This is a genomic window from Polaromonas sp., assembly GCF_030682935.1.
In the GTDB taxonomy this organism is placed as follows: domain Bacteria; phylum Pseudomonadota; class Gammaproteobacteria; order Burkholderiales; family Burkholderiaceae_C; genus Polaromonas.
The window spans coordinates 1-3,950 of record NZ_JAUXNA010000231.1 but is presented as its reverse complement, the minus strand read 5'-3'; the positions used below and the strand labels follow the sequence as shown (position 1 = coordinate 3,950).

The 3,950-nt window shown below is 57.4% G+C and carries 3 protein-coding genes, 1 pseudogene and 1 riboswitch; of the genes and pseudogenes, 3 read left to right on the top strand and 1 reads right to left on the bottom strand.

What is annotated here, in order from left to right:
* A pseudogene (locus Q8K05_RS10595) lies at window positions 1-543 on the bottom strand (DUF349 domain-containing protein); the annotation flags it as partial.
* On the opposite strand from Q8K05_RS10595, the gene Q8K05_RS10590 reads away from it, so the two are divergent.
* The 3 genes from Q8K05_RS10590 to glyA all read left to right on the top strand — a co-directional run.
* The gene (locus tag Q8K05_RS10590; RefSeq protein ID WP_305246580.1) at window positions 542-751 is read left to right on the top strand and encodes a hypothetical protein; all 210 of its coding nucleotides are present in this window, start codon (window positions 542-544) and stop codon (window positions 749-751) included. The pseudogene Q8K05_RS10595 and the gene Q8K05_RS10590 sit on opposite strands and share 2 nt — an antisense overlap.
* A gap of 1,060 nt (window positions 752-1,811) precedes the next feature.
* Window positions 1,812-2,717, top strand: coding sequence for a lytic transglycosylase domain-containing protein (locus Q8K05_RS10585; RefSeq protein WP_305246579.1), 906 nt, complete (start codon window positions 1,812-1,814; stop codon window positions 2,715-2,717).
* Between the two features lie 8 nt (window positions 2,718-2,725).
* Window positions 2,726-2,857: riboswitch (ZMP/ZTP riboswitch) on the top strand.
* Window positions 2,858-2,913: 56 nt separating this feature from the next.
* On the top strand, window positions 2,914-3,950 hold a 1,037-nt coding region (gene glyA, locus Q8K05_RS10580; protein ID WP_305246578.1), incomplete at its 3' end, for a serine hydroxymethyltransferase.

Genomic DNA, 3,950 nt, shown 5'->3' with positions numbered 1-3,950 from the left:
CCAGGGTTTGGTGGACAACACTTCAATGCGCTGCGCAATCAGCACGGCGGCTTCGCGCTGCACCTGAGTGCGGTGCTGCAAGTCTTCAATGGTCTTGACGCGCTCGGCCAGCTGCACCTTCAGGCTGGAAAGGGGTTCTTTGGACAGGGGCGCACCGGCTTTGGCGGCATCGCGCTGCCAGGCCAGGGCATTGGCCAGATTGAGCTTGGGCAGGGCCAGCAAGCCCTGCGCTTTTTCGGCCCATTCAGCGGCAACGGCTTCCTGGCCTTTGCTGCGCCTGACTTCGTCGAGCTTTTCCTTGAGCGGCTTGGCGGCACCCTTGTCGCGATTGGCCAAATCTTTGTAGACATCGGCCATCTGTTCGGCCGTGGGCTCGGTGGACAACCACTGACGAATGCGCGCTGTGCGCTCCCCAGAGGTGGCCGCTGAAAAGGCCCCGCCCGTCAGACCGTCCAGCGGATGGGCTTCGGCCGCTTTGGCCGAGCTGCTTTTTGGAGCGGATGCGCCGGCTGGGGTGTTTTCGGCTTTGGAGGATTTGGACATGGGAAAGCGCAACATAGAAATTTTTCAACAATCGGTTCGAAACAAAACATCCAAAGACAGCACGTACACCGGGCATTCAAAGCACCAGGATTCGCGGGCCTGCCAACTCCTCCAAAGCAACGGAGGAGGCGATGAACAGGCCTCTGTCAGCGGGAATAATTCGGGTTATGGCTCGCAAGACCTGAGTACCCTCGGCTTTAAAAAATAAAGCAATACGTGTATTTTCGCTGTTTTTACGGCATCGCCAAATTAAGTTCGGTGCAAAGCGGCGATTTGGCCTCATCGGGCATGGCTTTGACGACGCAAGGCAGGCGTTTGTTGGCCAGATTCCGTCGGGCGAACTCCAACCAGTTACAGCCGCGACCAAAGCGCTGCTCTTATATATAGACGCTTGATGTCTGCCCGGGGAAAGCAGGGGGTAACGGCGCGGTGGCGGCAGGTCCGCGAGACGCCGCCAGCTGGTTTTGGAGATCGCCAATTTTCAGGTCACGGCGTTCAGTCCAGCGTGAGCTGCACACCCGGATTTTCAGCAGCGAATTTTTTATATCCGCGCCGAAAGCTCAATGACTGATTGGAAAAATACGCCGGGCACAATTTAAAAACCCCGGCCAGATGAACTGACCGGGGTTGACGGCGAGCGTGGATGCTCATGCCGTCGGGTTTCGCAAAGGAGAGAGTACTCGTCTCACAGTGCGGTGGATGCAAGTGATTGCTTCCAGTTATACCGGGGTTGGTTACCCAGTTGGTGTCCGGATAAACCGGACAACTGAAGATTAATCTTCTGCTGCCGCACGGGCAAGTTCAATTTTTCAATCGCAAAAGGCACTGTGATTGACTTTTTCTTGGGACAGACCGTGGCGCGGTGCCAAACATAAAAATAACTTCGCAATAACATCTGCCAAATCCGGAGCGCCCGGCAATCCGGCCCGTACTTCGGCGAACTTGCGCCGAAGGCTCACGACTTTTACGCAAAGCAACACGTCCGCAAGAAAGGCCTGCAAAGCGGCTTGTATTGGTGATTTTGGCGATGAGAATGACTTTTAAATAATTATTTAATATAACAAATCAATTTGTTATTATTGACAGGTTATTTAACGACCCACTAGAATCCCGCCAGTCCCGAGAAATACTAGGGACAACCCGCATACGCTGCCCGACACGGCAGCGTCACCAAAGGGTCAACACCCACAAGGCATGCCTTGGTTTGATGGCGACCCAATCAAAGCCCGCCTGACCTTATCGGCCCGGCGTGCATAGAAAGGAGTGCTATGACAGCGCAAAAAAACTTCGGCCTCAAGGTCGACCTTAAAAGGCACATCAAGCGTGTGCACAGCAGTCTTTCCACGGCTGCTGATGACCTCGCCCGCGGCTTTTTCGAAATTACCCACAGCGGCTTTGCCCTGCTGGGGCTGGTGGTCGCGTTTGCGGTGATCACCCTGACAGCCCGGCCAGACCTGCGTGATGCCGGCGAACTGGAGCTCATGACCTGGCTGCAAGGTCGCAAAGAAGCGACCATCGGTTTCACCGAGCCCAGTGCCATTGACCGCGCCACAGCGTCCAACCCGAAAGAGCTGCCATCGGCGCAGGCTGCCGTGGCTTTCTGGTTGAGCAAAAAATACTCGGTAGCACCCGAGCCCCTCAGCGTTCTGGTGGCGCAAGCCTTTGAAATTGGCCAAAAGGCCAAGCTCGACCCGACGCTGATTCTGGCCATCATGGCGATTGAGTCCGGATTCAACCCCTTTGCCCAAAGCCCGGTAGGCGCACAAGGCCTGATGCAGGTCATGACCAAAGTGCATCACGACAAATATGAAAATTTTGGCGGCCGACTCGCGGCCTTTGACCCCGTTACCAATCTTCGCGTCGGTGTCAAGGTGCTGCAGGAATGCATTGCCCGCGCCGGCTCGATTGAAGGCGGCCTCAAATACTATGTGGGCGCGGCCAACCTTGAAAGCGACGGTGGCTATGCCGATAAAGTCATGGCGGAGCATGCCCGCTTGATGGCTGTTGCAACGGGCAACCGGCAACCGCCTGCCTCGCGCTTTGTCGGTGCGCCAAGGCCTTCACGCGTGATTCCGGCGTCGTTGCCTGCAGCCCCCGCCCCGCTGGAAGCCGGCGAGCAGACCCCCGAAAAAGTAGCCCTGCTGGGACAGCAACAAGCGAATCAAGTACGCTAAGTTACACTAACATCGTACGCAACTGGCGATAAGCGTCCTGGTTTTAGTCAACCATTGATGCTGACGTGGGACACCACTGGGAAGCGTACCGCTGGGACCGTGTGGCCATCAGCGTTCAGCCGTTCGCCTGGGCAGCCCTTGCTTCCTTTCGCCCTAGTGGGCCAAAGGACAGGGATCAAAGTCTTGAAGGACTGCCATGTATCACCGCAACATTCTGATCGAACAGACCGACCCCGAAATTTTTGCCGCCATCCAGGCTGAAAACGCCCGGCAAGAGCACCACATCGAGCTGATTGCCAGCGAAAACTACGCGTCGCCCGCCGTCATGGCCGCGCAGGGCTCCCAGCTCACCAACAAATACGCCGAAGGCTACCCCGGCCGTCGCTACTACGGCGGTTGCGAACATGTCGACGTGGCCGAGCAGCTCGCCATTGACCGCGTCAAACAAATTTTTGGTGCCGATGCCGCCAACGTGCAGCCGCATTGCGGCGCCTCGGCCAACGAAGCGGTGTTTCTCGCCTTTCTGAAACCCGGCGACACCATCATGGGCATGAGCCTGGCCGAAGGCGGCCACCTGACCCACGGCATGGCGCTCAACATGAGCGGCAAGTGGTTCAACGTCGTCAGCTACGGCCTCAATGACAAGGAAGAAATCGACTACGACGCCATGGAACGCAAGGCACACGAAAGCAAGCCCAAGCTGATCATTGCGGGTGCTTCTGCCTACAGCCTGCGCATCGATTTTGAACGTTTTGCCAGGGTCGCCAAAGACGTGGGCGCGATTTTCATGGTCGATATGGCCCACTACGCCGGCCTGATTGCCGCCGGCATTTACCCCAACCCGGTGCCGCATGCCGACGTGGTGACCTCGACCACCCACAAGAGCCTGCGCGGCCCGCGCGGCGGCATCATTTTGATGAAGTCGCAGCACGAAAAAGCCATCAACAGCGCCATCTTCCCCGGCCTGCAAGGCGGCCCGCTGATGCACGTGATTGCCGCCAAGGCTGTTGCCTTCAAGGAAGCACTGTCGCCGGAATTCAAAAGCTATCAGCAGCAAGTCCTGAAAAACGCGCAAATCGTGGCCGAAACGCTGACGCAGCGCGGCCTGCGCATTGTCAGCGGCCGCACCGAAAGCCACGTCATGCTGGTCGACCTGCGCGCCAAAGGCATTACCGGCAAAGAAGCCGAAGCGGTATTGGGCAACGCCCACATGACCATCAACAAAAACGCGAT